The organism is Thiomonas intermedia (assembly GCF_002028405.1).
Taxonomy (GTDB): Bacteria; Pseudomonadota; Gammaproteobacteria; order Burkholderiales; family Burkholderiaceae_C; genus Thiomonas; species Thiomonas intermedia.
Genome location: NZ_CP020046.1, coordinates 1,831,744 through 1,858,012, shown reverse-complemented (window position 1 = coordinate 1,858,012; position 26,269 = coordinate 1,831,744). Strand labels below are relative to the sequence as shown.

The window sequence follows — 26,269 nt, the reverse complement described above, 5'->3', positions numbered from 1 at the left end:
GGCGGCTCGATCAGGCCTTCTCGGACGTCCGGGTCTGCAGCATCAGCCCGTCGGCGAACGCGGCCAGATCGTCGTGCACCCGCGTGCCCGCAGGCAGATTGCCCAGGTCGGCGATGCGCTCGCCCTTGCCGGTGCGCACCAGATTCAGGCCGCAGCCCAGCGGCTGCGCGGCCTGAAGGTCGCGCACACTGTCGCCCACAGACGGCACGCCGTCGAGGTTTTCGAGTTCAAAGCGCCGGGCAATGTCGTGGAACAGACCGGGCTTGGGTTTGCGGCAGCTGCAATGATCTTCCGGCGCATGCGGGCAGAAAAACACGGCATCGATGCGCCCCCCCACAGCGGCCAGCGCCTTGTGCATCTTGCGGTGGATGGCGTTGAGCGTGGTCATGTCGAACAGGCCCCGGCCGATGCCCGACTGATTGCTCGCCACCACCACATGCCAGCCCTCGTGGTTCAGCCGTGCGATCGCCTCCAGGCTGCCGGGAATGGGCACCCACTCGTCGGGCGACTTGATGAAGTCGTCGCTGTCTTCGTTGATGACGCCGTCGCGGTCGAGGATGAGCAGTTTCATGCCGTGATTGTCCAGCAGTTCATCAAGTCGCGAGACGCGACAGATCGGCGACCTGGTTCATCGCGCGCTGCAGCCGCGCCAGCAGGGCCAGGCGGTTGGCGCGCAGCGCGGGGTCTTCGGCGTTGACCATCACCTGCTCGAAGAAGGTATCCACCGGGATTTTCAGCGCGGCCAGCGCCTTGAGCGCGGCGGTGTAGTCGCCTGCGGCATAGAGCTGCTGCGCCTGAGGCGCCACGGCGTCCAAGGCTTGCGACAAGGCGATTTCGGCGGGCTCGACCAGCAGCTCTGCGTCGAAACCGCTGCCGTCCTTCACACCCTCGGATTTGCGCAGAATATTGCCCACCCGCTTGTTGGCCGCGGCCAGTGCGGTGGCTTCGGGCAAGGCGTCGAAGGCTCGCACCGCCTCCAGGCGGCGCGGCACCTCGGCCAGGATCTCGGGCCCCTGCGCCAGCACCGCATCGACTTCCTGCGCCGTCCAGCCCTGCTCGCGCATCAGGTTGGCGAGACGGTCGTAGAGAAAGGTCTGCACATCGGCGCTGGGGTCGGCGAACCCGGCCACTGGTCCGAACACCGGCACCGCATCGCGCAGAAAGCGCGACAGCTCGATGCCCGTGCCGCGCTCCATCAACATGCGGAGGATGCCCAGCGCATGGCGGCGCAGCGCGAACGGGTCCTTGTCGCCTGTCGGGCGTTCGCCGATGCCGAACAGGCCCACCAGGGTTTCGGTCTTGTCGGCCAGCGCCAACGCGAAACCCACGTCGCTGCGCGGCAGTTCGTCGCCGGAGAAACGCGGCTTGTAATGGTCTTCGATGGCCTCGGCCACCAACGGATCTTCGCCATCGTGCACGGCGTAGTAACGCCCCATGATGCCCTGCAGTTCGGGAAACTCGCCGACCATGTCGGTCAGCAGATCGGTCTTGGCCAGCAGCGCAGCACGCTCGGCGAGGCCGACCGGAAACGACGGTGGAATCTGCGCGGCGATGATGCTCGCCATCGTCTGCACCCGCCGCATGCGCTCGCCCAGCGAGCCCAGCCTGGCGTGGTAGACGACCTTGTCGAGTCCCGGCACGCGGTCTTCCAGACGCTTCTTGCGGTCCTGCTCGAAGAAGAACTGCGCGTCGGCCAGGCGCGGACGCACCACGCGCTCGTTGCCTTGGACGACCGCGCTGGGGTCGGCCGGCGAGATATTGCTGACCACCAGGAACCGGTGAGTCAGCTTGCCCGCCGCGTCGAGCAGGGGAAAGTATTTCTGGTTGGCCTTCATCGTGAGAATGAGGCATTCCTGCGGCACGGCGAGGAAGGCGGGATCGAACTCGCACAGCAGCACGTTCGGGCGTTCGACCAGGGCGGTGACTTCGTCGAGCAGCGCGGCGGCGTCGATGGGGCGCAGTCCATCTCCCGCAGTCGCGGCAGCCGCCTGCAGCTGCGCGGCAATCTCGGCGCGCCGCGCGTCGAAACTGGCGATCACGGCGCCTTGCTCGCGCAGGGTGTCGGCATAGGCATCGGCGTGCGACACGTGAATGGGGTCGTACTGAGCCTCGAAGCGATGGCCGTGGGTCTGCCGTCCTGCGGCGAGCCCCAGCGCCTGCACCGGCACGAGGTCGGCGCCATGCAGGGCCACCAGACCATGCGCGGGCCGCACGAACTTCACCGTGGTCCAGCCGTCGGCCAGTTGGTAGGCCATGACCTTCGGAATGGGCAGCTTGGCGATGGCCTCGGCCAGCGCCCTCTGCAGGCCCTCGGCCAGCGAGGCGCCGGGCGCCACGGTGTCGATGAACAGGGTTTCGGCCTTGCCCTCGCCTTCGCGTCGCAGGCGAGGGGCGGCGTCGGCATCCAGCCCCAGGGCGCCGAGCTTCTTCAGCAAGGCCGGGGTGGGCTTGCCGTCGGCATCCAGCCCCACGGCCACGGGCATGAGCTTCTGCGCCACGGCCTTGTCGGCCGCCCTGGCGGCGACGGCGGTCAGATGAGCCGCCAATCGGCGCGGACTGGCATAGGGCGTGACCGCGCCATCGGCTGCGGCTAGGCCCTGGGCCTGCAGGCTCGCGGCCAGGGTGCGGGCAAAGGACTCGCCCAGCACGGGCAGGGCCTTGGGCGGCAGTTCTTCGACGAAGAGTTCGACAAGCAGATTCTGTGTGTTCATGTGCGGACTTTGCGGGCCGCCGTCGGCCCGCGACAGGGCGCGGGCACGGCGTGCGGCTGACGTCAGGCGGCTTTCTTCTGGGCGAGTTGGGCAGAGACTTCGTCGGCCCAGTCTTTCGGTGCCAGCGGGAAGCCCAGGCGGGCGCGGCTGTCGAGGTATTCCTGCGCCACCCCGCGCGCGAGATTGCGGATGCGACCGATGTAGGCGGCGCGCTCGGTGACGGAGATCGCCCCCCGGGCGTCGAGCAGGTTGAAGCTGTGGGCGCACTTGAGCACCTGCTCGTAGGCGGGCAGCGCGAGTTGCGCGGCCATCAAATGCTTGGCCTGCTTTTCGTGCGCGGCAAAGGCTGTGAGCAGAAAGTCCACATCGCTGTGCTCGAAGTTGTAGGTGCTCTGCTCGACTTCATTCTGGTGGAACACGTCGCCGTATTTGAGCCGCATTTTTTGTTGGGCGACCTCGGTGTCGGTCCACACCAGGTCGTACACGCTCTGCACGCCCTGCAGGTACATGGCCAGGCGCTCCAGACCGTAGGTGATCTCGCCGGTGAGCGGCTTGCAGTCGATGCCGCCGACCTGCTGGAAATAGGTGAACTGGGTGACTTCCATGCCGTTGAGCCAGACTTCCCAGCCCAGGCCCCAGGCGCCGAGCGTGGGGTTCTCCCAGTCGTCCTCGACAAAGCGGATGTCGTTGGTCTTCAGGTCGAAACCCAGCGCTTCCAGACTGCCCAGATAAAGATCGAGGATGTTCCCGGGCGCGGGTTTGAGCACGACCTGGAACTGGTAGTAATGCTGGAGCCGGTTGGGGTTGTCACCGTAGCGGCCGTCCTTCGGGCGGCGGCTGGGCTGGACATAAGCGGCCTTCCACGGCTCGGGGCCGAGGGCGCGCAGAAAGGTGGCGGTGTGGCTGGTGCCGGCGCCGACTTCCATGTCGTAGGGCTGAAGAAGGGCGCAGCCCTGACGGGCCCAATAGGTTTGCAGCGTGAGAATGAGGTCTTGAAAGGAGCGCATGGAATCGGCCTTGAACAAGCCGCCATTGTAGAAACCGGCGGGCCTTCGCCCCGGCACACGGCCCAAGGCTCAGTGATTGCCGCCCAGCGAGGGCAGGATGGCGCCCGGCTGCAAGGACGGCGGGTTCTGCACCGGTTGCGCGACGGCGGCCGGATGGGTGCCCGGCCCCTGACCGCGCACACTGACGGTGGAGGTCCCCACCGGCACCCCGCCCGGCCCGACCAGCGCACCGCCGCTGCCGGTGCTCACGGCCCCTGCGGGCGCCGACGCCGTGGCCGACAGCGGGATCTGCGCGTCGATGGCCTGCGGCGGGAAGTTCTGCAGGAAATAGCCGCTCACCGCACTGGGAGAGCCCGAGGCGAAGCCCGTGGCCGGGTTGACCTGCGCCATGATGACGCCCTGCGGCACTGGCCAGGGCGCATCGGGCTTGCCCTGCAGCGCGGTACGCATGTAGTCCATCCAGATCGGCAGGGCCGCCTTGGCGCCCTGTTCGCCGCGGTACAGGTCGCGCTGGTTGTTGTAGCCCATCCAGGTGACGGCCACGAGGTCGGGGTTGAAGCCATCGAACCAGGCGTCGTGGAAGTTCTGCGAGGTGCCGGTCTTGCCCGCCAGATCGACACGGCCGAGCGACAGCGCCGCGCCTCCGGTGCCATGCTGGATCACCGCCTGCATCATCTGGGTCGTCAGGAAGGCGTTGGCCGCGCTGATGATGCGTGGCGCGTTCTGCCCCGCGATCTCCGGCTTGTGGGCATAGACCTCGGCGCCGTGGGCGTCGATGACGCGCTTGATCAGATAGGGCTGCACCAGCGAGCCGCCGTTAGCGAACACGGCGTAGGCCGTGGCCATCTGCAGGGGCGTGAAGCTGCCAGCGCCCAGCACCATGGTGGGATAGGGCGGAATCTGGTCGAGCGGCAGACCGAAGCGCGAGGCGAACTGGCGCGCGTAGGGGATGCCCACAGCCAGCAGCACCTTGACCGCGCACACATTGTCGGAATGCGCCAGCGCCAGCGAGGCGGAGACGGCGCCGAGCTGCTCGTTGTCGTAGTTGTGCGGGGTCCACAGCGGTTGTCCCGGACCGGGATTGATGGTGATCGGGGAGTCGTCGATGAGGGTCGTGGGCGCCAGGCCCTCATCGACCGCGGCCGAATAGATGAAAGGCTTGAAGCTCGAACCCGGCTGTCGGAAGGCCTGATTCACATGGTCGAACTTCTCATGGTCGTAGTCGAAGCCGCCCACCCAGGCGCGCACCGCGCCGTCCTTCGGATCGACCGACACCAGGGCCGACTGCACATCGGGCATCTGGGCCAGGCGCCAGCCCTTGGCCAGCTTCTGCAGCCAGACCACGGCGCCGCGATCGATGCGCTGTTTGTCGGTGGCCTTCGGCGACAGGCCCGCCGCTGCGAAGCGCAGGGCGTCGCCGCTGAGTTCCACCGTATTGCCCGAGGCCAGCACCGCCTCGACCAGCTTGGAACTGGCATGCAGCACCACGGCCGGATGCAGGCTGCCGGCCGCGTCATAGGTCTTGAGCGCCTGGGCCGCCACCGACAGGGCATCGGCATCGTGGGCCGGCAGCGCGATCTGCGCCTGCGGACCGCGCCACCCGTGGCGCTGATCGTAGGCCAGCACCCCGGCACGCACGGCGTCCACGCCAGCAACCTGATCGCGGTCGTGCAAGGTGGTGTAGACCTTGTAGCCGTCGGTGTAGGCCGATTCGCCGAACCGCGCCACCATGACCTCGCGCACCTGTTCGGCGGCGTAGTCGGCATCCACCTTGTAGCGCAGCAGCCCCTGTCCGGCCACCACGTCGAGCGGCGCCTGCATGGCGGCGTCGTAGTCGGCGCGGGTGATGTCGCCCAGCGCCAGCATGCGGCCGAGCACGTAATGCTGGCGTATCAGCGCCGCCTTGATATTGGTCTGGGGGTTGAAGGCCGAAGGCGCCTTGGGCAATCCCGCGAGCACGGCCATCTGCGCCAGGCTGAGCTGGTCGAGCGGCTTGCCGTAATACACCTGCGAGGCGGCGGCCACACCATAGGCGCGCTGGCCGAGATAGACCTGATTCAGATAGCGTTCGAGGATCTGGTCCTTGCTCAGCTCATGCTCGATCTTGTAAGCCATCAGCGCTTCGGTGAACTTGCGCAGCGGGGTCTTTTGCGGGCTGAGATAGAAGTCGCGCGCCACCTGCATGGTAATGGTCGAGGCGCCCTGCACGGCGGCACCGTGCATCAGATCGGCCAGCGCGGCCCGGAACACGCCGGACCAGTCGACCGCGCCGTGCTCGTAGAACTGCGAGTCTTCCGCGGCGAGAAAGGCCTCGCGCACCTGCAGGGGAATCTTGTCGAAAGGCACGACGGTGCGGCGCTGCACGCCGAACTCGCCAATCAGCGTGCCCTCGCTGGAATACACCCGAAGCGGCAGATCTGGACGGTAGTCGGTGAGTTCGCTCAACGCGGGCAAGCGCGGATAGAGCATGACCACCGCAAACACCAGCGCCAGCAATGCGGCCGCCCCCAGCAGCACAGCCCCCAGCAGAAGTTGCAGCCAGAGAGGGCGGGAAGAAGATGCGCGCTTGGGCCGCTTGCCGCGGCCCGAGGACGGTGGGGTCGAGCCCGCGGGCGTGGTGTCAGCAGTGGTACTCATGGTCGCGGGGCATGATAGCCGCCGCATCCGTCAAAACACCCGCCATCCTGTGACCAGTTGTGACTCTGGGTAACGGTCTGCGCCGCGCCGCCCTGCTTTGCCACGGTGCATCACTGCGCCGCGGGATAGGCCGGCTGGTAGCTGGGCTGCTGAGGCGCAGGCTGGTAGGACGGTTGCGCCGGATAGGCCGGCGGGGGCGGCGGCGCCACATAGTGCGGCGCGGCATAGCCCGGCACCTGGGCGCCCCGCGAGTACATGCACTGTTGATACGCAATGTTGTAAGCGCGCTGGGCGCTGCCCTGGGTATCGCCATAAGACCCGGCGCCGCCCGCGCTGCCCGCGAGCAGCCCGATGCCAGCCCCCACACCAGCGCCCGTACTGTTGCCGCCGATCAGCGCGCCGGCCGCGGCGCCGATGCCGGTGGCCAAAGCCGCCGAGGTGACGCCGGAATTGCTTGCCCCGGTCTGATACTGGGCCGATTGCTGCTGCGCGAACTGGCGGCAGCTGGCGTCGATCGCCTGGAACTGTTCAAAGGGCATGCCGGGCGCGGGCATGACGGCCACCGTCGGGCCGAGAGGGGCCGTGGCGCAGCCCCCGAGCAGCAGGGCGCCCATGGCGGCGGGAAGGAGAAAAAACGGGCGGGAGAGTCGCATGATGCGTCCTGAAAAAGGGTCCGTAGATTGTTTGAGGAAAACCAAGGTCTTATCTGTCGGGCGGCGGCGGCGCGGGTGTGGCGGGAACGGGCGTCCACCCTCCCGGGCAGGCCGAAACATAAGGGTAGTAGCCCGCTGGGTTCTGGCAGTAATACCAGAGCGATTGCGGCGCCGGGCCCGGCGGCAGCGATTGCACCACCACGGGTTGCCGCTCCACCACGACTGGCGGGCTCCAGGTGGACCAGCCGCCATAGACCGGATACGGCGCATACCAGCCGCCGCCCCAGCCCGGTCCCCAGCCGGGACCGTAATAACCCGGCACGCCAATGCCGATGCTCCAGTGCACGCGGGCCTCGGCCAGTCCGGGCATGGCCATCGCCACCGACGCGACGGCGATCAACATCAGGCTCTTGATTCGGGATAGCGCTCGCATAACAGTCCTTTGACATTTGGAACCGGCCCGCCGGGCCAAGTTCCGTGAAGGGCCTGCGGCCCTGCCTCCATGAACTGTAACGAGAACCCGGCCGAAAGAGGTGACACGCTCGCCCGCGTCGATGTGCAAAATTTTGTGTTCAATCCATGAACTGCCCTCGGTCAACAGATCGACCTTGGCGCGCGTTACAGTGGCGGCCGCAGCGCTGACATCCGCTGCGCGCAATCGGGCCTCGTGGTGCTTTTTCCTGGTGAATTGATGCGTAAATTCCTGTTTATTTTCATGGCTCTGCTGGCGCAGACCGGTCTGGCGCAGGCCAAGGACGACGTGGTGGTCGTGCTCGATTCGGGCGATGCGCGCGTCACCTTGATCAATCAGGATACGCGCCAGCCCATCGGCAGCTTCGCCACAGGCAAGGAGCCGCACCACCTCATGGCCACGCCGGACAACCGCGACCTGATCGTCGCCAATGCGGTGGGCAATGACCTCATGTTGCTCGATCCGCAGACGGGCAGGCCCATCGGCAGCGTGCCCAACATCCCCGACCCCTATCAGATCGGGTTTTCGCCGGATCACCGCTGGTTCGTGGTGAACTGCCTGCGGCTGAACCGCACCGACATCTACAGCTACGACCAGGGCCGGTTTCAGCTCGCCAAACGCATTCCCCTCAAGGCCCTGCCCAGCCACATGGCCTTCACCGCCGACAGCAAGACGGTGTACATCAGCCTGCAGGAAACCAATTCAGTGGCCGCGATCGATCTGCCCACGCAGACCGTGATGTGGACGATGAGGGTGGGCGAAACCCCGGCCGGCCTGTGGCTCACGCCGGGCGACAAGACCCTGCTGGTCGCCCTCACGGGCAGCGATGCCGTGGTGGCGGTCGATCCGGCCACGCGCACCATCATCAAGCGCATCGTCACGGGCGAGGCGGCGCACAACTTCCGCTCCATGGCCGATGGGCGTCATGTGCTGGTGAGCAACCGCGTCTCCAACACCATCAGCATTCTCGACATGGATACGCTCACCAAAGTGGGCGACATCACCGGCCTGCGGCCCGGGCCCGACGACATGGAACTCTCCGCCGACCGCCGCTGGCTTTGGGTGACCTTCCGCTTTGCCCGCTCGGTCGGGGTGATCGACATGCAGACCCGCAAGCTGGTGGATGTGATCCGTGTGGGCAAGTCGCCGCACGGCATCTATTTCTACAACCGCGCGCCGTTCTACGACAACCTGCCGCCGCTCTCCCGTCTGGCGCGCCCGCAGGCCGTGTCGCTGCGCCTGGCCCCCGCCATGCCCGCCGCGCGCTGAAACGGGCGCTGCCCACGCCATGCTCCATCTCCTCGACTGGATCAGCCACACCACCAGCCTTTGGGTGGGCGAGGTGCAGACCTGGGTCTTCGTCACCCTGGTGCAGCCCGTGCTCTACCACTTCCATCTGATGGTGGATGACGACTTCGCCTATGACGGCGTGCTGTGGTTTCTGGCGGGGCTGCTGCAGATCGCGGTCGTCTATGCGGTGTTGCGACCGCTCGAAGCGCTGCGGCCGCTGGAAATCTGGCCCGATCGCCGCGCCTTGCGGGTGGACGTGCTCTATACCTTGATCAATCGCCTGGGGCTGATCAACCTGGTGCTGTTTTTCACCCTGCAACCCGCTTTCGACAACCTGCAGGAATGGTTCCGGCTGCGCGGCATCGACAACCTCAATCTCGACGCGCTGTGGCCCGGCATCACCGACCGGCCGCTGGTGAGCTTCCTGATCTATTTCATCGTGCTCGATTTCGCCGGCTACGGGTATCACCGCGCGCAGCACCAGATCCAGTGGTGGTGGGAGCTGCACGCCGTGCACCACAGCCAGCGCCAGCTCAGCCTGTGGGCCGACGACCGCAATCATGTGCTCGACAACGTGCTGATGGCGGCCTTCTTCGCCGCGCTGGCGCTGATCATCGGCGTGCCGCCGTCGCAGTTCGTCGCGCTTTCGCTGGTCTCGGGTGCGCTGCAGAGCCTGCAGCATGCCAACACCCGCCTGTCCTTTGGCTGGCTGGGCGAACGTCTGCTGGTCAGCCCGCGGTTTCACCGGCTGCACCACGCCGTGGGCTACGGCCACGAACTCGGTCACCAGAACAACGCTCGGCTTTACGGCTGCAATTTCGGCGTGCTGCTCCCATGGTGGGATGTGCTGTTCCGCTCGGCCGACTTCACCACCGCGCTACAGCCCACCGGCGTACGCGCCCAGCTACCACCGCCTGCGGGGCAGGGCGAAGATTACGGCCGGGGATTCTGGGCGCAGCAGTGGCGCGGGCTGGTCCGCATGGCACGGCATCTGCCTGGCATGCGTCGGCCACCGCCCCCGAACCAGACCCCGGCTCAGACCGTCTGACAGGGGGCGTGCCCGGCGCTCACACAGGCGCCGGATTCCATCTGCACCGTGGCGTGTTCCACGCCCAGGCCGTCATGCAACTGACGGTGAATGGCCTGCAAGGTCGCCTCCGCCGCAGCGCCCGATTCGAGGCGCGCGTGCAAGGTCACCATGGGCTGCGCACCGTCAAGCGACCACACATGCACATGATGAACCTCGGCCACACCGGCGACCGTGCCCAGACATTGCCTGACCTGCGCCGGCCCCACGGCTGACGGCGCCCCTTCGAGCAGCACCTGCGCGCTGTCGCGGGTGAGCCGCCAGCCCGATCGCAGAATCAGCACGCACACCAGCAACGACAGCAGCGGATCAGCGATCCACCAATCGCGCCAAAGAATGAGCAAAGCCGCCACGACCGCCGCCACGGAGCCCAGGAGATCCGACAGCACATGCAGCCGCGCGCCGCGTTCGTTCAAGCCACTGGCCCCTTCGAGGGCGAAAAGCGCGCCGACATTGGCCAGACCGCCGATGACGGCGATGACCAGCATCCAGCCTCCTTCCACGACCTCGGGGTGCAGCAGACGGCGCCATGACTCCACCATCAGCGCGGCGGTCAGCGCCAGCAGCAACAGACCGTTGACGAAGGCGGCCAGCGTCGGCCAGCGGCCGTGGCCGTAGGTGAGCGCGGCGCTGGGCGGGCGCTGGCTCAGACGCGCCGCCACCAGGGCGAAGGCCAAGGCCGCACTGTCGGTCAGCATGTGGGCAGCGTCGGACAACAGCGCCAGCGAATTCACCCACCAGCCCCCAGCGGCTTCGACGATGGTGAACACGCCCAGAATGAGCAGCGCGAGACTCAGTCGGCGCACGCTGGCGTCGGCCCCATGGTGCGCGTGGCCGTGGCCGTGGTCGTGCGCACCCGGCCCGTGATGATGATGCGACGCTCCCATGCCCGCCTCAGACGCCCCAGACGACGGGCACATCCGCCTGCTGGCAACGCTTGAGCATCTGGATGAAGGGCCAGGCGCGCTGCTTGAGACCGATGGGCTGTGCGGACGGGACCACCTGCCCGTCGGCCGCCGCCGATTCGAGCGACCCCTCGCGCGCCTGCTCCTCCTCATTCACCGCAGCTTCGAGCGCGGCGATGGCCGCCGGTATTTCTGCGGGCTCGATGATGCCCTTGGGCCCCGCGTCCTTGCCGATGATGGACAGAATGCGCTCTGCCGGCCCCACGTTCATGAACAGATCGCTATCGGCCTTGGATTGGAATTTGTAGATCATGGGATGCGTCCTCTTGAGGGGAGACGCCGACATGCCGTCTCTCCTGCGCATTGTGCCCGCCGCCTGGGGGGCTGTCATGGCGGCGATGCACCCTCTTCGATGGCCCGCCTGCCACGCGACGCCCGGCCCGACCCATGCATCACACCCCAGCCATGTCGGCCAAGTCCCTGTGCGTGCGACGTTTTGTCGCAAATTGGCATGACACCCGAGCCGTCACCGACTAGGGAATTCCCTGACCTTGCGCCAAATCAAAAAATTGAGATACATCGACGCCTATCCTTGCACAGCGTTCTTCGCGGCATGGGCCATATGGCGGGTTTCACACCCGATGACGCGAAAGACCAACGGATCGACACAACAGGAGCGCCAAAATGATCGACACCCTCGTCGTGGACTTATCGCGGTGGCAATTCGCCGCCACCGCGCTATACCACTTCCTCTTCGTCCCCCTCACCCTGGGCATCAGCTTCATGATCGCCGCCATGGAGACGGTCTATGTCACCACCGGCAAGACGATCTACCGCGACATGACCCAGTTCTGGGGCAAGCTGTTTCTCATCAACTTCGCACTGGGCGTGGCCACCGGCCTGACCATGGAGTTCGAGTTCGGCACCAACTGGTCGTTCTACTCCAGTTTCGTCGGTGACATCTTTGGCGCTCCGCTGGCCATCGAGGGTCTGATGGCGTTCTTCATGGAATCCACCTTCATCGGCATGATGATTTTCGGCTGGAAGCGCCTCTCCAAGGGCCAGCACCTGCTGGTGACCTATCTGGTGGCGATCGGCTCCAACCTGTCGGCGCTCTGGATTCTGGTGGCCAACGGCTTCATGCAAGACCCGCAGGGCGCGGCGTTCAACCCCGTGACCATGCGCATGGAGCTGACCGACTTTGGCGCCCTGATCTTCAGTCATGACGCCCAGGCCAAGTTCGTGCACACCAGCATTGCCGGCTACGTCACCGCGGCGGTGTTCGTTGCCGGCGTGAGCGCCTGGTACATGCTGCGCAACCGCCATCTCGAAATCGCCCGCCGCTCCTTCCGCATGGCGGCGCTGTTCGGCGTACTGTCCACCGCGGGCGTCATCACCCTGGGCGATGCGCTGGGTTTCGTCGGGGCACACGCCCAGCCGACCAAGCTGGCCGCCATGGAAGCCATGTGGCAGACCGAGGAAGCCCCGGCGCCGTTCAACATCGTGGCCTGGCCTTCGCAAAACGAGCAGCGCAACGTCTGGTCGATTCAGGTGCCTTACGTGCTCACCCCGCTGTTGACACACACCCTGACCAAGGTTGTCCCCGGGGTCGATCAGCTCGAAGCCAGTGCGGTGGAACGCATCAAGAACGGCATTCCCGCCGTGGAAGCACTCAAGGCCTTGAGCAAGAACCCGAACGACGCGGCCGCCATGGCGCAGTTCCGGGCTCACGAGAAGGATCTGGGTTACGGCTTCCTGGTCACGCGCTACGCCCCGGATCAGGATGTCTCCAAGGCCACCGAGGCCGATATCGCCCGCGCCGCCAAGGACACCATCCCCCAGGTATCGGCCATTTTCTGGACCTTCCGCATCATGGTCGGACTGGGTCTGCTGATGCTGGCCTACTTCGTTTACGCGGCCATGCTGACCATCAGCGGCAAGCTCGAAGCGCCGCAGAACCGCTGGTTCCTGAAGCTGGCGCCGTGGATGATTCCCGTTCCGTTCATCGCCTGCGAAATGGGCTGGCTCGTGGCCGAGATCGGCCGTCAACCGTGGACGGTGTTCGGCGTGCTGCCGACCTGGATGTCCGCATCCAGCCACAGCGTGGGCTACATGATCTTCTCGCTGGTGGGCTTCGTCTCGCTCTACTCCATCTTCATCGCTGTCGAGATGTATCTGATGGTCAAGGCGATCAAACAAGGCCCGGAGGAGCACGGCACGCCGTCCACCCCCGCCAGCCACAAACCGCAACCGTCGTTCGGCGGTGGCTTCGCCCCCAACCCGGCCGCTCCCATGAGCGCGCATAAGGAGTAAACAGTCATGGACTTGTATCTCATCCTTCAAGTCTTGTGGTGGGCCCTGCTCGGCGTGCTCTTCGTCGGTCTGGGCACCATGGTCGGCATGGACATGGGCGTGGGCACGCTGCTGCGCTTCATCGGCAAGACGGACCTCGAGCGTCGCGTGATGCTCAACGCCATCGGCCCGCACTGGGACGGCAATCAGGTCTGGTTCATTCTCGGCGGTGGCGCGATCTTCGCGGCGTTCCCGCTGATCTACGCCACGTCCTTCTCGGGCCTGTACGTGGTCATCCTGCTGCTGTTGTGGAGCATGATCGTGCGGCCACTGGGCTTCGAGTACCGCAGCAAGATCGCCTCCCCTGCCTGGCGCAACGCCTGGGACTGGACGCTGCTGCTCAGCGGCGCCCTGCCGATGATCATCTTCGGCGCCGCCATGGGCAATATGCTGATGGGCGTGCCCTTCCAGTTCGAGTGGAATCTGCGCTCGGTCTACACCGGCAGCTTCATCTTCCTGTTCAACCCGTTCTCGGTACTGGCCGGGCTGCTGTCGCTGTCCCTGTCCATCTACATGGGCGGCGTGATGATGATGGGCCGCGCACCGGCCCCGATCTCGGGCCGGGCGCGCACGGCGGCGAGCTATGCCGCGCTGGCCGCCATCGTGCTGTTCGCCGTCCTGGGCGTGTGGGTCAGCATGGTCAACGGCTACAAGATCGTGAGCTTCCCTGGCGCCGGCGTGCCGCAGACGCCGCTGCAGCAAACCGTCGAACTGGTGCCGGGCGGCTGGCTGGCCAACTACAAGAGCTATCCCATCCTGTGGGTCATTCCCCTGCTGGGCTTTGCCGGATTGCTCCTCGGATGGTTGAGCGTGCGTGGCAACAAGCACACCCTGGCCTGGTGGCTGGGCGCGCTATCGTGGATCGGCGTGATCGGCACCATCGGCGTGGCCATGTTCCCCTTCCTCATGCCGTCGAGCTCCAACCCGTCGCAGAGCCTGACGCTGTGGAACGCCATTTCCAGCGAGACGACCCTGCTGTGGATGACCGGCTGGACCGTCGTCTTCGTGCCCATCATCTTCTGGTACACCAGCTGGGCGTTTTATGTCATGCGCGGCAAGGTCGATCCGAAGGAAGTCGAAGCCGACCCCCACGCCTATTGATGCCCCCGGGCCGAGCCGCTCCCGGTTTTTCCCTCAGGGGACAGGCCACTCGGGGCGGCCCGGCATTTACTTGAGAGCAAGGACTCATCATGAAAAACTTTCTCTACTTCGTGCTCTTCATGGTCATCGCGCTGGTGGCGATCGTCATCGGCGTGATCATCGGCGACTACGCCTCGTGGTACTTCGCCTGGATCGTGGGAACCGCGATGATCGTGCTGGTTTCGGCCGCTTCGGGCGCCTTCTTCGACGCCCAGGAAGAAGATCGCCGCAACGGTGGCACACACCAGGGCAGGCATTGAGCCGACGCCCTATTGAAGACCCTCGCTGCAGGCGAGGTCTCGCCTCGGGGCCAGGGCAACCTGGCCCTTTTTCGTGACATGGACCTCATGAAAAAACTTCTCTCCCTCGCGCTGTTCTTCCTCGCCGCCGCCGCCGTGATCGGCCTGGGCATCCTGGTGGGCAGCAACGCCTCGTGGTATTTCGCCTGGATTTTTGGCACCGCCTTCTTTGTCCTGCTGCTGGCGGGCGCCGTCATATGGTTCGAACGTCTGGATGAACCGCGATCCTCGGAGCCGGAACGGCAGGTTTGAGTCTTGCCGGCCTCAGGCTGCGAAGGGTGCGCTGGCGTCCAGAAAGTCGACAACCAGCACCTCGGCGGCGGCATCCTGAAGCCTGCGCGCAAAGGCCTGGTGGGCGGGATGGCTCAGGTAGAGGTCGCGGTCGCCCGCATCGACGAATTGCAGCAGCACGGCGTGGGTAAAGCCCTTGTCCAGACCTTCCGGGCTGATGTTTTCTCCGGACTCGACCCCGGCCACCCCACTGATCGACGTGGCCAGCGCCGCAAAGTCGCGCAGCAGTGCAGCCGCGCGCGCGGGCTCGACCTCCGGCCTGAAGCGCAGTAGCACCACATGCCGCAGTGGCGCGTGGGCCGCGGCGAGTGCGCGGAGCACGTCGTGGCAGGCCCCCATGGTGTGATAGTCGGTCTTGCCAGCGGGGCTCTTCTCGTCGGTCAGCTTGGTGTTGTCCGGCGCCAGAATGCGGTACCAGGCCCCATGGTCATGATCGACGAAGTGGCGCCAGGCGTAGGCCCAGATCCGTTCGTACCACGCCCAATAGTGCGGTGACTTAAGGTGCAGCGCCAGGTGCGCGGCGGCGGCCAGGCTTTCGGCCTGCACCCAGAAATACTTGTCGGCATCGCACACGGCGCCTTCGGGGTCGAAGCCGTAGACCAGACCGCCATGCCGCTCGTCCCAACCGTGCTGCATGGCGGTATCGAAGAAATGCCGGGCTCGCCCGACCAGCCCCGCCGACCGCTCGGCTTCGGGCAAGCGCGCTTCGAGCTGCAGCAACAGCTTGGCCCACTCGGTCAGATGCCCGGTCTGGAACCCCCAGGGACGAAAGATATTGGTCTTGTCGTGGCGGTTGTAATCCCAGTCCACCCGCCAGTCGGCGTGGTAGTGCTCCCAGACCAAGCCACCGGCAAGCCCCGCCAGGCGCCGGGTGACGGAGTCTGCCAGGCATGAAGCACGCTCGAGATAGCGCGCTTCGCCGGTCGCATCGAAGGCCGCGAGCATGGCCTCGCAGGCGTGCATATTGGCGTTTTGTCCGCGGTAGGGCTTGAGCTGCCAATCGGGCGTCGCTTCGTCGGCATAGAGACCCTGCTCGGGCTGCCAGAAGTGTTGCTCCATGAGCGCCCAGGTCTGCTGCAACCCGGCTCGCGCCTGTTCCACACCGGCCATCAGCGCATGGGCTTGGGCCAGAAGCACGAAGGCCAGGCCATAGGCATGCTGGGTGCCATCGCGCACGGTGACACGACCTTCGCACCAGTCGATCTCCCAGGCGTAGCCGCCCTGAGGCTGGGCATGGCCGCGCTGGAGAAAGTCCAGCGCGTGACGGGTACGACGCAGATCTTCGGGATCGCCGAATCGGCGGTAGGCCGCGGCGTGGTTGAACACGAAGCGCGCGCTGCTGACCAGATGGCGCGTGCGCGCGTCATAGACCTCGCCGTCGTCCTTGTAGTAGTGATAGAAACCGCCGCTGGCATCGAGACTGTGGGGGGCGTAGAACGCCAGGGTGTCTCGAATGTGCCTGCGCAGGAAGATCGGCGTGCGGAATTCCGGCATGGGCAATGTCTCCGAACCGGATTGGGCCTCGACGGGCTGGGTCATGGGCAGGTGACGGGATCGTGCAGGGCCTGCCGCCTGCCGCTGGCGGCCGCTTCGAGCGCGGCCAGGGCCACGGCCAACGCACGCGCACCGTCTTCGCCGGTGGCCAGCGGCGCGCCCTGGCCAGCGCAGGCCGCCACGAAGGCACGCACCGAGGCGGCGTGCAGGTCGTTCGGCTCCACCGGAATGGCCTGAGCACCGTGCGCGTTGCGCAGCGTGAGCTCAGGCACGCCCGAGGCGGTGAGCGACTGGACGCAGCTCAGCATGCCCTCGGTGCCGAGCACATCCAGCCGAGTGGGCGCGTGGGGCGCGACGAAGGATTGATGCAGATGCGCCAGAGTGCCGTCAGCAAAGGTGACCATGCTCATGGCACCATCTTCGAGCCCTCCCTGGGTGAGACCGTTGTGCTGCGCCACGGTCTGGATGGCTTGCGGTTCGACCTGCAGGAGGTAGCGCAGCAGGTCGATGTCGTGGGTGAGGATGTCGAGCACGACGCCGCCCCCAGCCTCGGGCTGATTCAAGCGCCAGCCATGCAGTACCTGGGGCAAATTCACCGCATGCGACACCTGCACGGCGTGAACGCGGCCGACCGCACCTTCGGCGATCAGGCCGCGCAGGCGCTGGTGCGCCCGCGAAGCGCGCAAATGGTGGTTGGTGGCCAGAACGCGATGACACGAGCGGGCCCGCTGCACCATCTGCACGGCATCGTCCAAACGCATGGCCAGCGGCTTCTCGCACAGAACGTGACAGCCCGCCTCAAGCGCCGTGAGGGTTTGGGCCGCATGCAGTTCATTGGTGGAGCTGACGTAGACGGCGTCGGGCCTGCACTGCGCCAGCATGGTCTCCAGATCGGTATAACTCTGTGCCACCCCTTGCGCTGCTGCGAACGCGCGGCCACGCTCCTCGCTGCGCGAATACACGCCGACCAGAGACTGGTCGCCGATGTCGCGAAGCGCGCGGCAGACCCTCTCGGCAATGCGGCTCGCGCCGATCAGTCCCCAACGCATGTCCTGTCCTTGTGTGGTGGTTGACAGCCCTCTCGGGGTGCCTTCAGGCGCCGATGCGCGCCTCGGTCTTCGGATCGAAGCAGACCAGTTTGCTCAGGTCCAGATAGACCTCGGTTTCCATGCCGACATGCAGCTGGGCATCGGGCTCGAGCCGCGCGGTGAATTCGTAGCCGCCGATCTGCAGCACGGCCAGCGTGTCCGAACCAGTGGGCTCGATCACATCCACTCGTGCCCGTGCCAGTCGGCGCAGGGGGCTGACGCCGCCGTGGTCGCGGGCCAGGCAGATGGCCTCGGCGCGCAAGCCCATGAGCACCTCCTGGCCCACATACGCCGACAGATCGGCCTGTGTCTGAGGCATATCGATGGTCTCCGACCGGTCGCCCGCGCCGCGCAGGACCAGTTGCCACCCAGCATCGGCGCGCGCAACGGTGGCTTTCACCAGATTCATGCGCGGCGAGCCCATAAAGCCCGCGACGAAAGTGTTGGCAGGCTTGTTGTAGACCTCGTAGGGCGTACCCAACTGCTGAATCACGCCGCCCTTCATCACGGCAATACGGCTGGCCAGCGTCATGGCTTCGATCTGATCGTGCGTGACATAGACGATGGTGGCACGCAGGCGCTGATGCAGCTTCTTCAGCTCGGTACGCATGTCCAGACGCAGTTGCGCGTCGAGGTTGGACAAGGGTTCGTCGAACAGATAGAGCTTGGGTTCACGCGCCAGCGCCCGCCCAATGGCCACGCGCTGGCGCTGACCGCCCGAGAGCGCGCGCGGCTTGCGATCGAGCAGATGCTCGATCTGCAACAAGGCCGCCACACTGCGCACCCGTTCGGCACGCTGCGCCTTGGGCACCTTGCGCATCGCCAGCGGAAACTCGATGTTCTTGGCCACGCTCATATTGGGGTAGAGCGCATACGACTGGAACACCATGGAGATGTTGCGATCCGCCGGAGCCAGCCGGGTGATGTCCTGCGTGTCGAGATGCAGGGCGCCGCCGGTGGGTTCTTCCAGCCCGGCAATGATGTTCATCAGCGTGCTCTTGCCGCAGCCCGAAGGGCCCACCAGCACGAGGAACTCGCCGTCGGCCATCTGGATGGTGACGTCGTGCAGCACCTTGACGGCGCCGAAGCTCTTGTTGATACCGAGGATGTCGAGGGTTGCCATCAGGTTTCAGCCCTTGACGGAGCCCGCCATGAGGCCCCGTACGAAATACTTGCCGGAAAGGAGGTAGACGATCAGCGTGGGCACGGCCGCGATGATGGCCGCGGCGAAATACACGTTGTATTCCTTGACGCCCATGGAACTGTTGACCAGATTGTTCAGCGCCACGGTCAGCGGCGACGAGGAATAGCTGCTGAAGGTCGAACCGAAGAGGAACTCGTTCCAGATATTGGTGAACTGCCAGATCACCGTGACCACGATGATGGGCGCGCTGTTGGGCAGCAGAATGCGCCACAGCACCCCGAAAAACCCCGCGCCGTCCATGCGCGCCGAGCGCACCAACTCATGCGGAAATGCCGCGTAATAGTTGCGGAAGAACAGGGTGACGAAGCCGATGCCATAGACCACGTTGACGAAGATCAGCCCTTTGATGGTGCCCGACAGATCCATCATGCCAAGCAGGCGCGCCATGGGAATGAGCACAATCTGAAAGGGAATGAACACGGCGAACAGCAGCGCGGCATAGACCAGATTCGCCCCCCGGAACTTGTACTGCGTGAGGATGTAGCCATTGAGCGCGCCGATGAGCGTGGAGATGATCACCGCAGGAATGGCGATCAGGAAAGAGTTGAGAAAGTAGGGCTTCAGACCATGCGCCGACACGCCGATCTGCGCCGTGCCCCAGGCCGTCAGCCAGGGCTGCAGGGTCCAGTGCGAGGGCAGGGTGATGAGGTTGCCGGTCTCGATCTCGCTCAATGGCTTGAACGCATTGACCAGCATGACGTAGAGCGGGATCAGAAACAGCAGCGCCATGAACCCCAGCACCGCATACAGCGCCACACGTCCCACCCGCAGCCCGGCGGAGACGTGTGTGCCCTGGCTCGGCAAGGCGACATCAGCCATATTTCACCCTCCGCACTTCACTCAACAGATAAGGCAGCACGAACAGCCCCACGGCGAGCAACATCAAGACGGAGCTGGCCGAGCCCACACCCATTTCGCTGCGAGTGAAGGTGTATTGATACATGAAGACCGACGGCAGCCAGCTGCCGTTGGCCGGTCCGCCGCTGGTCAGCGCCACGACCAGGTCATACGACTTGATCGCCATGGTCACCAGCACCACGAAGGCTGAAGCGAACACGGGCGCGAGCTGGGGAATGATGACGTGCACATAGATCTGCCAGGTCCGCGCGCCATCGATGCGCGCGGCGTTGACAGGCTCGGCATCGATGCCGCGCAGCCCGGCAAGAAACATGGCCATGACGAAACCCGTGGTCTGCCAGATGGCCGCAACCACGATGCAGTAGATCGCCAGGTGACTTTCCGTCACCCAACGCAGACTGAAGCTGGTGAACCCCAGTTGGCGGATCACATGCTCGAACCCCACGCCAGGATCGAAAAGCCACTTCCAAGCCGTGCCCACCACGATGAAGGACAGCGCCATGGGGTAGAGAAAAATCGATCGCACCACCGATTCAGCGCGAATTTTCTGGTCGATCAGAATGGCCAGAAACAGGCCCAGCCCCATGGAGATCACGATGTAGAGCAGCGCGAAGATCCAGAGGTTGTTCACCGAAATCCACCAGTTCTGCAAACCCAGCAGGATCTTGTAATTGGTCAGTCCTACCCACTCGTAGTTGGGCAACATCTGGGATGCTGTGAACGACAGGTAGACGGTGTAGGCGATAAAGCCATACACGCAGGCCAGCACCAGCAGCACGCTGGGGCTGAGCAGGAGTTTGGGCAGGAATCCGGCCTTCATGGGTCGCTTCTTCCAGAGTCACCTGCGGCAGGGTGCGCCCTCAAACGGCGCGCCCTGTCGCAGGTGCGGCGTCAATATTGCGCCTTGGCCGCTGCGGCGAGTTGCTTGACGGCTTCCTGTGGCGTGATCTGGCCATTGAATTCGCGCGAAATCACGTCATAGAAAGCGTTCTGGATCTGTGGCGGCACGGCGTAGCCCTGCGACATCGAACCCAGCAAGGTGTTGTGCTTGTCGGCATAGGCCAACTGGGCGATGGCCTTCTTGCCGCAAGCGTTGAAGTCAGCGTCCGACGTACCCAGTACAGCCGGCGCCGAGCCCTTGAGCACGTTGAAGCCCACTTGCACCTTGGGCGACATCACGTCCTCGGCCATCAGATCCTGTGCCGCCTTCTCGGACGCGCCCACCTTGAAGAAGGCGAACACGTCGGAGTTGTAGATCACCGAACCCTGCGTGCCCGGAACGTTGAAGCACAGGTAATCTTTCTCGGGCACCTTGTTGGCGTGGTTGAATTCGCCCAGCGCCCAGTTGCCCATGATCTGGAAACCCGCCTTGCCGTTGATCACCATGCCGGTGGCCACGTTCCAGTCGCGGTTGGCGAAATTGGGATCGACATATTTGCGCAGCTCGCTCATGCGCTGAAAAGCCTTGAGCATCAGCGGCGAGCTCAGCGCCGCTTGATCGCGGTCGATGAAGGCCTTGCGATAGAAATCCGGTCCGCCAGTCGACAACACGACGCCGTCAAACATCGTGGCCTCCTGCCAGGATTGACCGCCCAGCGCCAGACCGATGAACCCGGCCTTCTTGACCTTCTCCAGATCGGCGATGAAGTCATCCCAGGTCTTGGGTTCGGTCGTCACGCCAGCCTTCTCCAGCACCGCCTTGTTGGCCCAGACCCAGTTGGTGGAATGCACATCGATCGGTGCGGCGATCCACTTGCCCTTGTAAACGTCGAACTGCTGCAGCGCCTTGGGCACCTTCTGCGCCCAGTTGCCCTTCACCGCCAGCGGCGTGAGGTCTTGCAGCACACCCTGCTTGGCCCAGTCGGTGATGGTGAAACCCAGCATCTGCGAAGCGGTCGGAGGATCGCCGGCCAGCAGCCGCGCCCGCAAAGTGGTCATGGCCTGGGCCCCGCCGCCACCCGCGATGGGCACGTCCTTCCAGGTCACGCCCTGCGAGGCGAGATCGTTCTTCAGTACGCCCAGCGCCGCAGCTTCACCGCCCGATGTCCACCAGTGAATCACCTGGACGCTTTTGTCTGCGGCATGCGCCGGCACGGAAAGCACCGCAGCCGCGGTCATGGCAAGGCACAACAAGGTTTTTTTCATGCTCGTCTCCTGGGAATGCTGGGCTCAGACAACCGCTGCCTGGCCTTGTTCTGTGGATGAATCCGCTTGCACGCGGCGTCTGTTGACTGGGTCTGATACGCGCATGGCAAACAAGAAATGTAACAATCCTACTATGCCGCTTATTCAGTGTTAACCCTGAATGCCACCCATCAAATGAAACAATTTCTTGCGCGTTCCACGATGTTTTTTGGCCCGCGTTGTAAAAATACATTCTGGCTAGTCGCTTACTCGTCCTCAACGGCAGCGGGCGACGCTATGGGCGCGTCGTGGCGAAGTCAAGACGTGCTTGAGTCTGCAACGCATCGCGCCGCGGCAGATCGGCTCCGCGTCGGCCGCAGGTGAGCGCCGCGGCACGGTTGGCGAAGTCCAGCATGGCGTGCAGGGCACCCGCGTCCAATGCGGTCATGGCGGTCGCCGTCAACGCGCCGCCTTCGGCCAGCGCGGTCAACAGCGCGGCTTGAAAAGTGTCTCCCGCGCCCACGGTGTCCACCAGCGCCACCGGCATGGCCTCAACCCTGGCCTGCGCACCCGATGTCCAGCCTCTCGCCCCAGCACCGCCCTCGGTGAGCACGACCAGGCGCACGCCGAGCGACAGACAGTGCGCAGCAAAGCGCTCGCCAGTCCAGCCGGGATGCAGCAAGGCAAGATCTTCCGCGCTGATCTTCACCAGATGCGCGCGCGCCAGCATCCAGTCCACGCCGTCGCGCCAGACATCGAGCCGAGGTTCGACATTGAGCCGCAAGTTCGGGTCATACGCCACCACGGCCGTCTCGCGCCATTCGTCGACCAGCGCGCGCAGGGTGGCCGCCACCGGCTGGACCATCATGGCATACGAACCCACATGCAGCGCGGTGATCCGCGGCAACAGTGCCCGCACGGCAGCGCGTGCGGCATCCGGCACCTGCCGGTCGGCGCAACCCTCGCCGTAGAAGGCGTAGCTGGGCACGCCCGCTGCATCCAACCCCACGATGCTGAGTGTCGTTGGCGCGGCGCTGCGATGCACCGCTCGAAGGTCCACGCCCTCAGCCGACAAGGCCGAGCGCAGACGTTCGCCCAGAAAGTCGGTGGAAAGCCCGCCGAAATACGCAACGGGCTGCCGCAAACGGGCCAGGCCAATGGCGACATTGAAGGGCGACCCGCCCACCCGCGCATCCAGCGCCATGCCGGCCGGCGTGGCGTGGCCGCCGAAAACATCCATCAAGGCTTCGCCGCAAACAAGGTGCATGATTTTCTTTCGGTCTCCTGCCTGCTCCTTCACAGCGGCCGAAGACCTTTCGCACCAGCCCCCGCCTGGAAGGCCGCGAAGACGGCATCGACATCCAGCGCATTCAGATGATGAAGCCGCACGTCCGCCAGCGCGAGGGCCTCGGGGGCGGGCGGGAAGACGGGGTCGATCAGAGCGATGGCGGCCAGGCCGGCGGCGTGCAGGGCGCGCAGGCCGTTGGCCGAGTCTTCGACGCCCACGGCCTGCGCGGGCTTGACGCTCAGTGCGTCAACGGCTTTCAGATAGATATCGGGCGATGGCTTGCCCTGTGCCACGTCGTCGCCATAGACGCGGACCGCAAAGCTGTCGAGCAGGCCGAGTCGGCGCAGCGCGGGCTCGGCCAGGGATGCGGGCGAGCCTGTGGCCAGACCAAGGCGAAACCGGGCTGCCAGGCGGCGCACCGCGTCGACCGCTCCGGCGCAGGCCGGGAGTTGCTCGGCATAGCCCCGCCGCATGCGGTCGAGCAGGTCCTGCGCCACCTGCTCGGGACTGAGCTTCAGGCGCAGGCGCTCGACCATGATGCGGGATCCGCCTTCAAGGTTGCTGCCCATGCTCGCGGCATGATCGGCGTCGGTCCAGACGCGGTCCAGGCTTTGGGCATAGTCGCGCCGGGCCTGCAGCCACGCACCCTCGGAATCGAGAAGCACCCCGTCCATGTCGAACACGACTGCGCGAACCGGCATGTCAACAGCCCTCCGGCGCACGCCTCAACCGCGCAGTGAGGCCGCCTGCCGCGCCAGCTCGGTGATGGCTTGCCAGTTGCGGGCGGCCAGGGCCGCTTCGGGCGCCAGCCAGGAGCCGCCCACGCAGCCCACGTTGGGCAGGGCCAGATAGGCTGCGGCGTTGTTGGGATGGATACCGCCAGTGGGGCAGAAGAGCAGCTGCGGCAGCGGGCCGTGGAGCGACTTGAGCAGGGCCTGCCCGCCCACGGCCTCGGCAGGAAACAGCTTCAGCGCGGTGAAGCCCGCGTCCATCGCCGTCATGGCCTCGCTGGCGGTGGACACGCCGGGCACGAAGGGCAGCGTGCTGCGGCGGGTCGCCTCCAGCAGCGCAGGGGTCAGACCGGGGCTGATGCCGAATTGCGCGCCTGCCTCTTGCGCCCGCAGCCAGTCGGCCGGGCTCAGCACCGTGCCGGCGCCGACCAGGGCGCCGGGCACGTGCTGGCGGATCTGGGCGATGGCCTCAAGCGCGGCCGGGGTGCGCAGCGTGACTTCCAGGGCGCGCAGGCCGCCGGCGATCAGCGCGTGCGCGAGGTCGACGGCCAAGCCTGCATCGTGAATCACCAGCACCGGCATGACCGGTGCGGCGCGCAGCAAGTCGTGAGGGGTCATCGCAGGGCTCCGGTTTCGACTTCCGCGCCCATGGGGGCGGCCGCCTCATCAAAATGGCCAAAGCTGGCCGCGCCCTGCTCGGCTCCGTCCACGTGCTGGCGGAAGGCGGCGAATAACTCGCGTCCCAGGCCGGTCTGGTTGCGTGCGAGGTCGATGCGTTCGGCGGCGCGTGCGGCCCAGGCCTCGGCCGGCACTTCGGCATTGACGGTGCCTTTGCTGCCGTCCAGGGTGATGGCATCGCCGTTGCGCACCTTGGCCAGCGGTCCGCCATGGGCGGCCTCGGGGGTCATGTGGATGGCCGAAGGCACCTTGCCGGAAGCGCCCGACATGCGGCCGTCGGTCACCAGCGCCACCTTGAAGCCTCGGCTCTGCAGCACGCCCAGCGTGGGCATGAGTTTGTGCAGCTCGGGCATGCCGTTGGCCGCCGGGCCCTGGAAGCGGATGACGGCGACGAAGTCGCGTTCGAGTTCGCCGCGCTTGAAGGCGGCCAGAAGGTCGTCCTGATCATCGAAAACGATGGCCGGCGCGGTGACGACCTGATGTTCGGGCTTGACCGCGGAGATCTTGATGATGCCGCGCCCCAGATTGCCGGTCATGAGCTTGAGCCCGCCATCGGGCGCGAAGGGCTCGGCCGCCGGGCGCAGGATGGCCGCGTCGAGCGAGCGCTTAGTGCCCTCTCGCCACACCAGCCGTCCGTCGTCCAGCCCCGGTTCCTGCGTGTAGCGGGCCAGGCCGGGGCCGGCCACGGTCTGCACATCGGGGTGCAGCAGCCCGGCGCCCAGCAGCTCGCGGATGACAAAGGCCATGCCACCCGCCGCATGAAACTGGTTCACGTCGGCCTGACCGTTGGGGTAGAGCTTGGTGAGCGTGGGCACCGCCTTGGAGAGATCGTCGAAATCGGTCCAGTTGATGTCGATGCCCGCCGCGCGGGCGATGGCCACCAGATGCAGGGTGTGGTTGGTCGAGCCGCCCGTGCACAGCAGGCCGACGAGCCCGTTGACGATGACCCGCACATCGACCACCTCGCCAATGGGCGTGTACTCCGGCCCTTCGGCCGAGATCGCCACCGCGCGGGTGGCGGCCGCCCGGGTGAGCGCTTCGCGCAGCGGGGTGCCGGGGTTGACGAAAGCCGAGCCGGGCAGGTGCAGGCCCATGATCTCCATGAGCATCTGGTTGGAGTTGGCGGTGCCGTAGAAGGTGCAGGTGCCCGCGCCGTGATACGACTGCATTTCGGCCTCGAGCAGCTCGGCGCGGCCGATCTTGCCTTCGGCATGCAGCGCGCGGATGCGGGCCTTCTCGTCATTGGGCATGCCGCTGGTCATGGGGCCGCCGGGCACGAAAATGCCCGGCAGATGGCCAAACGCCAGCGCGCCGATGAGCAGGCCGGGCACGATCTTGTCGCACACGCCCAGGTACAGCCCGGCGTCGAACATCTGATGGCTCAAGGCCACGGCGGTGGCCATGGCGATGACGTCGCGCGAGAACAGCGACAGCTCCATGCCTGTCTGGCCCTGGGTGATGCCGTCGCACATCGCGGGCACGCCGCCGGCGAACTGGGCGGTGGCGCCCACGGCCAGCGCCGCCTCCTTGATCCAGGCCGGAAACGCCCCCAGCGGCTGGTGCGCCGAAAGCATGTCGTTGTAGGCGGAAACGATGGCCAGATTGGGCCGGGACTGAGCGCCAACGTCCTTGAGCAGCACCTTGGCCGCCACGGGCGCCGCGGCGATCGCGTGCGCCAGATTGGTGCAGGAGAGCTGGCTGCGCTCGACCTTGCTGCCCCGGGCGCCGCGCACCCGCGACAGGTAGGCCGCGCGCCGCGCCGCGCTGCGCGCCTCGATGCGTTGCGTCACGGCGGTCAGGACAGGATGCAAAGAAGGCATGATAGGGCTCGCTTTGTAATTAAGCTACAGACGTCCGATGCTACTGCGCACGGCCCGCTGATACAAGCAAAACCTTTGCCACCGACCGACGCGCTCCTGGGCTGCCGCGCGAAGCAAATGCCACGCCCTCGCACAAAGCC

At 65.8% G+C, this 26,269-nt stretch carries 24 protein-coding genes and 1 pseudogene; 6 read left to right on the top strand and 19 right to left on the bottom strand.

Annotation, left to right across the window (positions count from 1 at the left end; genetic code table 11):
* Positions 1-10: 10 nt before the first annotated feature.
* The 6 genes from gmhB to BVH73_RS08600 all read right to left on the bottom strand — a co-directional run bounded on the left by gmhB (position 11) and on the right by BVH73_RS08600 (position 7,411).
* A complete protein-coding gene (gmhB, locus tag BVH73_RS08625) occupies positions 11-571 on the bottom strand; it encodes a D-glycero-beta-D-manno-heptose 1,7-bisphosphate 7-phosphatase (protein WP_079417866.1) in 561 nt (186 codons plus the stop codon).
* Positions 572-593: 22 nt separating this feature from the next.
* The gene (glyS, locus tag BVH73_RS08620) at positions 594-2,711 is read right to left on the bottom strand and encodes a glycine--tRNA ligase subunit beta (RefSeq protein ID WP_079417864.1); all 2,118 of its coding nucleotides are present in this window, start codon (positions 2,709-2,711) and stop codon (positions 594-596) included.
* A 62-nt stretch (positions 2,712-2,773) separates the two neighbouring features.
* Positions 2,774-3,718 carry a glycine--tRNA ligase subunit alpha gene (gene glyQ, locus BVH73_RS08615; protein WP_079420466.1) on the bottom strand — a complete coding sequence of 315 codons (945 nt, stop codon included), beginning with the start codon at positions 3,716-3,718 and terminating at the stop codon, positions 2,774-2,776.
* A gap of 69 nt (positions 3,719-3,787) precedes the next feature.
* The gene (locus BVH73_RS08610; protein ID WP_079417862.1) at positions 3,788-6,355 is read right to left on the bottom strand and encodes a penicillin-binding protein 1A; all 2,568 of its coding nucleotides are present in this window, start codon (positions 6,353-6,355) and stop codon (positions 3,788-3,790) included.
* A gap of 110 nt (positions 6,356-6,465) precedes the next feature.
* Positions 6,466-7,008, bottom strand: a complete 543-nt coding sequence (locus BVH73_RS08605) for a hypothetical protein (protein WP_079417860.1) — start codon at positions 7,006-7,008, stop codon at positions 6,466-6,468.
* Between the two features lie 49 nt (positions 7,009-7,057).
* Positions 7,058-7,411: a hypothetical protein gene (locus tag BVH73_RS08600; RefSeq protein ID WP_245800297.1), complete on the bottom strand. Its 354-nt coding sequence runs from the start codon at positions 7,409-7,411 to the stop codon at positions 7,058-7,060.
* A 288-nt stretch (positions 7,412-7,699) separates the two neighbouring features.
* Between BVH73_RS08600 and BVH73_RS08595 the strand changes: the two genes are divergently transcribed.
* Together BVH73_RS08595 and BVH73_RS08590 are read left to right on the top strand one after the other, a co-directional pair.
* Positions 7,700-8,749, top strand: coding sequence for a YncE family protein (locus BVH73_RS08595; RefSeq protein ID WP_079417856.1), 1,050 nt, complete (start codon positions 7,700-7,702; stop codon positions 8,747-8,749).
* A 19-nt stretch (positions 8,750-8,768) separates the two neighbouring features.
* Positions 8,769-9,818, top strand: coding sequence for a sterol desaturase family protein (locus BVH73_RS08590; RefSeq protein WP_079417854.1), 1,050 nt, complete (start codon positions 8,769-8,771; stop codon positions 9,816-9,818).
* On the opposite strand, the gene BVH73_RS08585 is transcribed toward BVH73_RS08590, so the two are convergent.
* Both BVH73_RS08585 and BVH73_RS08580 read right to left on the bottom strand, forming a co-directional pair.
* Entirely contained in the window at positions 9,806-10,744 is a 939-nt protein-coding gene (locus tag BVH73_RS08585) for a cation diffusion facilitator family transporter (RefSeq protein ID WP_079417852.1), read from the bottom strand. The two genes, BVH73_RS08590 and BVH73_RS08585, sit on opposite strands and share 13 nt — an antisense overlap.
* Positions 10,745-10,751: 7 nt before the next feature.
* Positions 10,752-11,108: a DUF1840 domain-containing protein gene (locus BVH73_RS08580; RefSeq protein ID WP_342746327.1), complete on the bottom strand. Its 357-nt coding sequence runs from the start codon at positions 11,106-11,108 to the stop codon at positions 10,752-10,754.
* A 338-nt stretch (positions 11,109-11,446) separates the two neighbouring features.
* Between BVH73_RS08580 and BVH73_RS08575 the strand changes: the two genes are divergently transcribed.
* The 4 genes from BVH73_RS08575 (at position 11,447) to BVH73_RS08560 (ending at position 14,805) form a co-directional block, all read left to right on the top strand.
* Positions 11,447-13,075, top strand: coding sequence for a cytochrome ubiquinol oxidase subunit I (locus BVH73_RS08575; protein WP_079417850.1), 1,629 nt, complete (start codon positions 11,447-11,449; stop codon positions 13,073-13,075).
* A gap of 6 nt (positions 13,076-13,081) precedes the next feature.
* Complete coding sequence (cydB, locus tag BVH73_RS08570) at positions 13,082-14,215, top strand: cytochrome d ubiquinol oxidase subunit II (protein WP_079417848.1); 1,134 nt, start codon at positions 13,082-13,084, stop codon at positions 14,213-14,215.
* Between the two features lie 89 nt (positions 14,216-14,304).
* Complete coding sequence (locus tag BVH73_RS08565; protein ID WP_079417846.1) at positions 14,305-14,514, top strand: hypothetical protein; 210 nt, start codon at positions 14,305-14,307, stop codon at positions 14,512-14,514.
* Positions 14,515-14,601: 87 nt separating this feature from the next.
* Complete coding sequence (locus BVH73_RS08560; protein WP_079420462.1) at positions 14,602-14,805, top strand: hypothetical protein; 204 nt, start codon at positions 14,602-14,604, stop codon at positions 14,803-14,805.
* Positions 14,806-14,817: 12 nt separating this feature from the next.
* On the opposite strand, the gene BVH73_RS16085 is transcribed toward BVH73_RS08560, so the two are convergent.
* From BVH73_RS16085 to edd, 11 genes and pseudogenes are all read right to left on the bottom strand, one after another.
* On the bottom strand, positions 14,818-15,120 hold the full coding sequence (locus tag BVH73_RS16085; RefSeq protein ID WP_245800490.1) for a Dabb family protein: 303 nt from the start codon (positions 15,118-15,120) through the stop codon (positions 14,818-14,820).
* A 24-nt stretch (positions 15,121-15,144) separates the two neighbouring features.
* Positions 15,145-16,383 (bottom strand): annotated as a pseudogene (locus BVH73_RS08555) (AGE family epimerase/isomerase); the annotation flags it as partial.
* Complete coding sequence (locus tag BVH73_RS08550) at positions 16,380-17,387, bottom strand: Gfo/Idh/MocA family protein (protein WP_079417844.1); 1,008 nt, start codon at positions 17,385-17,387, stop codon at positions 16,380-16,382. The pseudogene BVH73_RS08555 and the gene BVH73_RS08550, both read right to left, overlap by 4 nt.
* 43 nt (positions 17,388-17,430) lie before the next feature.
* Positions 17,431-18,549 carry an ABC transporter ATP-binding protein gene (locus BVH73_RS08545; RefSeq protein WP_079417842.1) on the bottom strand — a complete coding sequence of 373 codons (1,119 nt, stop codon included), beginning with the start codon at positions 18,547-18,549 and terminating at the stop codon, positions 17,431-17,433.
* 6 nt (positions 18,550-18,555) lie between these two features.
* Positions 18,556-19,449: a carbohydrate ABC transporter permease gene (locus BVH73_RS08540; RefSeq protein ID WP_079417840.1), complete on the bottom strand. Its 894-nt coding sequence runs from the start codon at positions 19,447-19,449 to the stop codon at positions 18,556-18,558.
* Positions 19,442-20,308 carry a carbohydrate ABC transporter permease gene (locus BVH73_RS08535; RefSeq protein ID WP_079417838.1) on the bottom strand — a complete coding sequence of 289 codons (867 nt, stop codon included), beginning with the start codon at positions 20,306-20,308 and terminating at the stop codon, positions 19,442-19,444. Before BVH73_RS08535 ends, BVH73_RS08540 begins: the two co-directional genes overlap by 8 nt.
* A 71-nt stretch (positions 20,309-20,379) precedes the next feature.
* Positions 20,380-21,633: an ABC transporter substrate-binding protein gene (locus BVH73_RS08530; protein WP_079417836.1), complete on the bottom strand. Its 1,254-nt coding sequence runs from the start codon at positions 21,631-21,633 to the stop codon at positions 20,380-20,382.
* Between the two features lie 274 nt (positions 21,634-21,907).
* Positions 21,908-22,879: a carbohydrate kinase family protein gene (locus BVH73_RS08525; RefSeq protein ID WP_079417834.1), complete on the bottom strand. Its 972-nt coding sequence runs from the start codon at positions 22,877-22,879 to the stop codon at positions 21,908-21,910.
* A 29-nt stretch (positions 22,880-22,908) separates the two neighbouring features.
* Positions 22,909-23,601: an HAD family hydrolase gene (locus tag BVH73_RS08520; protein ID WP_079417832.1), complete on the bottom strand. Its 693-nt coding sequence runs from the start codon at positions 23,599-23,601 to the stop codon at positions 22,909-22,911.
* 24 nt (positions 23,602-23,625) lie between these two features.
* Positions 23,626-24,249, bottom strand: a complete 624-nt coding sequence (locus BVH73_RS08515) for a bifunctional 4-hydroxy-2-oxoglutarate aldolase/2-dehydro-3-deoxy-phosphogluconate aldolase (protein ID WP_079417830.1) — start codon at positions 24,247-24,249, stop codon at positions 23,626-23,628.
* Complete coding sequence (gene edd / locus BVH73_RS08510) at positions 24,246-26,129, bottom strand: phosphogluconate dehydratase (RefSeq protein WP_079417828.1); 1,884 nt, start codon at positions 26,127-26,129, stop codon at positions 24,246-24,248. The genes BVH73_RS08515 and edd overlap by 4 nt, the downstream gene beginning before the upstream one ends.
* Between the last annotated feature and the right edge of the window lie 140 nt (positions 26,130-26,269).